General features: G+C 63.8%; 4 protein-coding genes. 3 read left to right on the top strand and 1 reads right to left on the bottom strand.

Features of this window, described 5'->3' with window-relative positions:
* Nucleotides 1-447 precede the first annotated feature (447 nt).
* From U9980_RS02560 to U9980_RS02550, 3 genes are all read left to right on the top strand, one after another.
* The gene (locus tag U9980_RS02560; protein WP_322766508.1) at nt 448-1,350 is read left to right on the top strand and encodes a polysaccharide lyase; all 903 of its coding nucleotides are present in this window, start codon (nt 448-450) and stop codon (nt 1,348-1,350) included.
* Between the two features lie 126 nt (nt 1,351-1,476).
* On the top strand, nt 1,477-1,956 hold the full coding sequence (locus U9980_RS02555) for a hypothetical protein (RefSeq protein ID WP_322766507.1): 480 nt from the start codon (nt 1,477-1,479) through the stop codon (nt 1,954-1,956).
* A gap of 162 nt (nt 1,957-2,118) precedes the next feature.
* Nucleotides 2,119-3,207, top strand: coding sequence for an MHYT domain-containing protein (locus U9980_RS02550; protein WP_322766506.1), 1,089 nt, complete (start codon nt 2,119-2,121; stop codon nt 3,205-3,207).
* A 461-nt stretch (nt 3,208-3,668) separates the two neighbouring features.
* On the opposite strand, the gene U9980_RS02545 is transcribed toward U9980_RS02550, so the two are convergent.
* The coding region (locus tag U9980_RS02545) for a branched-chain amino acid ABC transporter substrate-binding protein (protein WP_322766505.1) at nt 3,669-4,649 on the bottom strand (981 nt) is incomplete at its 5' end.

Genomic DNA, 4,649 nt, shown 5'->3' with positions numbered 1-4,649 from the left:
CCGGAGCGTCATACCTTGATCGGTATGGCGCTCCGGCTCGGCCGCCGCTCCGACCGGCGAACGGATCGGCAGGCGAGACGATGCGGACAATTGCCGGGCCGGTGATCGACGAGTTTCGTCAACAGCATCCGTACAACCACCGTGAGAATCATCTGCCGCTATAAAGATCCCGGCCGGCTCGGCGAGATCGCACCCGATCGGGCCCCGCGACAGCCGATATTCCGCGAGTCCGCCGTACTGGTACCGTAGGCGGGAGAATTTCGGAATTGACTGTGAATCTGGTGATCATACATACAGTGATCATGAGTACAGCGGCGGACCGCCGGGGGTCGACAGATGAACGATGGGAACGGATCGTACCTGCCTGACGTACCTGGCCCGTCAACCACCCGGTCAACTGACCGCGGGATCATTGTTCCATCACCACCGGCCCGAACCCGACGGGCTGTGCTGGGTTCGGCACTCGGCCTGCTGGGCGTGGCCGCGGCGGGTTGTTCGAAGCCCAAGCGTCCCTTCGACCCGGCCAGCGAGACTCTTCCGCCGGACCCGGCGGCGCCATCCGGCGCCGCCACGAACGCGGCACCGCAGTTCTTCGACACCGGCGCCGCGGATTTCTTCGGCAAAGGTCTCATTCCGGAGCAACGCGCGACCTTCGGCCTGGACCGGGCGCAGATACTGCCCTCCGACGACCCTCGTTTCCAGAAGATCGTCCGGGTATCACTGCCGGCGGGCGACACGTTCAACAACCCCGATGCCGAGGTTTACAACGACGGTAACACCTATGGCGGCTCCCAACTGTTCGTCGCTATGGACGGCCGGCCGACCTACGAGATGTACCTGCGCTACTATGTACGCTTCCCGCATGATTTCGACTTCAACAAGGCGGGAAAGCTCCCCGGATTCTACGGGGTCATCTACAACAAGGGCGAGGACAAGCGCACCGACACCGACCGAAATGGTTTCGCCAGCCGGTTCGCCTGGCGAAAGGACGGTGAGGGCATTGTCTACTCGAACACCGCCCGCCCGGACACGCCGATCAAGGTCTCCGGCAAAAAGACGTGGACGTGGGAGACCGGCAAGTGGATCTGTGTCGAGCAGGGCGTCCGGATGAACTTCGAAACCGTCTCCCAAGGGCTGCTGGCGGTCTGGATCGACAACAAGGACACTTTCAAGGAACACGGCTATAACCCGCGTATCTCCGACAAGGTCCGCATCGGTGGCATCATGTTCTCGGCCCTGTACGGTGGTGGGGACCGGTCATTTGCACCCAAGACGGATACCACGATCGATTTCGCCGCCTTTGCCATCGCAGAACAGCGAGTGGGCCCCCTGCCCGACGCTTCGCGCTGAGATCCACCCCCTGTTGCGGGGTGCGCTGATTTCGGGCACACGGCGTGCCGTACAACTACACGGGGCGACATCCACGGTAGAACGTCCTCCATCCGCATGTGAGTAATCCATGGTCCTGGAGGCGTCATGTTCCCGGTTGCCCTGTTTCACCCCGAGCCAATCAGATTCACCGTGCGGAGACGACAGGTCCGCCGACGGAGCCTCGTCCGGGGCGTCGCACTGGCGATGGGCCTGCTGGCCACATTCGCGGCCGTTTCCTGGGGCTCACCCGCGGTCGCCCAGACGCGGGCCGGGACTCCACTGCCCGCGACGCACTGGTACATGGTCCCCACCGCCGCCAACGGCTGCCAGCTCAACCTGCGGTCCGGTCCGGCAACCGGCTACCGCCTGATGGCCCACCTTGGCGGTTGCGCGAGCGGACCGTGGTGCTGGTACCAAGAGCGTGACTGTGCCCGTGCAACGGTGGACGAGGTGATCGGCGGGCGCTACACCTGCCTCGACGGACAGCGCCGCGCCGTCACATCGGATCGCTGGACAGTCGTGGCGCTGACCAGCTCCAGGTGGGCGTATGTCGCATCCCGCTGCGGGTGGGCACGCCAGCTGTGACCGACCGGGGCGATGCCAGCGAACCCTTCAGGTGCTAGCGAACCCTTCAGTTCACTGGTAGTGAGCACGTTGCCACAGAGATGACTACCAGGTGCTTATCGGACGCTACGAATAGTGGTAAGACGGACGGTGACAACGGCGTCACACATAAGGAATCCGATGATGACCACGGCTCGCCCTCTCGGCGGCAGCGCAGTGGAGAACCTCGCTGCCGCCCACGCTCATTTCACGGCAACATACGACCTGGGATTTGTCGGTCTGTCCTATCTGCTGGCCGCCGTAGGTTCGTTCGCGGCCTTGGCGAGCGCGGCCCGCATCCGCGCGACCCGCGGCGGCAGGCGACTGCGGTGGATCACAGTCACCGCAGTAGCGCTCGGCGGCGGAGCGGTCTGGTCCATGCATTTCGTCGGCATGCTCGCCTATCATATCGGACCGGACATCACGTTCAATTTATCTGAAACACTGCTGTCCCTGAGTATATCCATCGCCGGTGTCGCCCTCGGCCTCTGCGTCGTCGGGACCAACCCGTTCAACACGACCCGGTTGATTACCGGCGGGGCGTGCACCGGCTTTGCGATCACAGCGATGCATTACACCGGCATGGCGGCCATGCGCACATCGGGAACCGTGACCTACCGAATGCCGGTCGTCGTCCTGTCCGTCCTCATCGCGGTGTTCGCGGCCACCATGGCGTTCTGGATCGCCCTGCACGGTGTAGGTCGCGGGCCTGGTCCACTCGGACTTCACCGAAGCGCCCGGGTCGACCTCCAGACGTCGTCGGAGGATGGCACCTTCCTCGGTTCCCTGGGCGGCGCCCACCATGTCATCACAGCGTCCGCAGTGATGGCCCTGGCCGTATGCACGATGCACTACACCGCGCTGGCGGCCACCCAGGTCACACCCGAGCCCAGCCTGCGCCCCCCGCTTGGATTCGATCCGTACTCGCTCGGAATCCTGACGACCTTCGGATCATCGATCATCCTGTTGTTCATCATTTTCGCGGCGCTCGGCGGAGTCGGCGAACCAGAACTCGTCATTCGGCGCATCAGACCGAAAGGGGGGCAGCGGCCGTCCCGCGTCCACCGGGATCCCGCCGGCCGGGGTTCACCTGACGAGCGGTTCTTCCTGGACAAACCAGCCGGAATCAACGTCGATGAAATCGCCTTTGGACGCGGTCGGACCGTCCATACCCCCGCGAAGCAGCCGGCCACGGCAACGCAACGCCCCTCGGGGCTGCCACGCCGACGCTGATCCGAAGGTCAGCGTCGCGGCGCCCGGCCAGAGCGGGTGGACCGGGCGGCAAGCCCTGGCTGGCACTCCGCCAGATGCGTGTCAAAACCGTTCAGGTCCTGCCAGGTGACATGGCAGACCCGGCAGTGAGTGGCGTCCGGGTCGGTCCATCGGGCGCTGCAGCCACCGCATGATGCAGTCACCGGTAGGTCACGGCCTCGGGCCGGCTGACCGGCATTGCGGATCGGCAATGGCAGCATCGGCTGGGCCCGCCGCGGCGCGCGGGTTGACGGGGTTTGGCGTCGGATCGGCACCCGGTCATCCTGTCTCAGAACGTGACAACCGTCGCGCAACCTTTTCCGACGGGCGTGGCAACGAGACTCAACGCCGCCCGCCAATACCATCCGTACTGGTATGACTACGCAACAGCATCCACCGATCCTTGACGGTGGCCGCCCCAGCGAGGCCGTCGCCGACGCTGGTCAGCCATTCCCGCGGACCAGATCCGCAATATTGCCGAGAAACTTCCGCCGCCCGTCCGTGACCTGGTAGAGGTAGATATCACTACCCAGTACGTCGCCGGTCGCGCTGAATTTTATTTTTTTCGTGATGCCCTCGAATTCGAATTCTCTGCTGAAATCAGGACCACGAAAGGTATCGGCGACCGACTTGCGGGTGGCATTTCCGCCGAGGCCCTTCAGGACCTGGATGACGACCCCGACGGCATCGTAGGCGTCGGCGGCGTAGAAATCCAGCTGAGTGCCGGGAGTAAGCTTCCCGTATGCCTGGATGAACCGCTCCACCCGCGCATCGTGTGGAATATCGGCTACTCCGCGGCATGCGCAGGTGAGAAAGACACCTTCGACGTTATCCTTTCCCGCCTGGCCGATCAGCAGATCCTGGTTACTGCCGTCGCCGCTCATTATATAGCGATGGAAATTTCGACTCCGGAGAACCTTGACAACCTCGGCGAACTCCGCCGAGTAACCAGAATAGTGGACCATGTCGTACGAACTGGACTCCGGAATAATCTTCGCGTAGTCGGCGCCCGGGGTGAGTGCCACGGCGGTTACGGTGACCGGCAGATTTTTTTGCTGCGCTATTATGACGAGCTGTTTTCTCAGCTCGTCGGCGAGACCCCGGCCGTACGGATTGCTGTCATCGTGAAGCAGCAGGACGCGCCGGGCCTCGCGTTTCAAAGTCATGTACTCCGCAGTCTGCGTCCCCTGCTCCGTGTCCGGCGGAACAGTCCGGAAGAACGTTTTCGCACCAACATGTGTCAGCCCCTGCGCGGTGGCCGACGGGCTCACGGCCACCAAGCCGGCATCGGAGTATTTCAATATGCTGGTCTCCGCCGGCCCGGAGAAGGTGGGGCCGATGACGGCCACGACACGCTGATTGTCGATGAGTTCCTGGGCGGCGCGGGCACCCTCCGCCGCCAGGCCCTGGTCGTCCGACTCGGC

Source organism: Protofrankia sp. Cr1 (assembly GCF_963555865.1).
Taxonomy (GTDB): domain Bacteria; phylum Actinomycetota; class Actinomycetes; order Frankiales; family Frankiaceae; genus Protofrankia.
The sequence above is the reverse complement of the archived record's forward strand: the minus strand, read 5'-3'. Positions and strand labels throughout refer to the sequence as shown.

Coding starts and splice junctions, on each gene's coding strand:
- U9980_RS02555 (WP_322766507.1), top strand. CDS start 1,477: ATGTTCCCGGTTGCCCTGTTTCACCCCGAGCCAATCAGATTCACCGTG.
- U9980_RS02550 (WP_322766506.1), top strand. CDS start 2,119: ATGACCACGGCTCGCCCTCTCGGCGGCAGCGCAGTGGAGAACCTCGCT.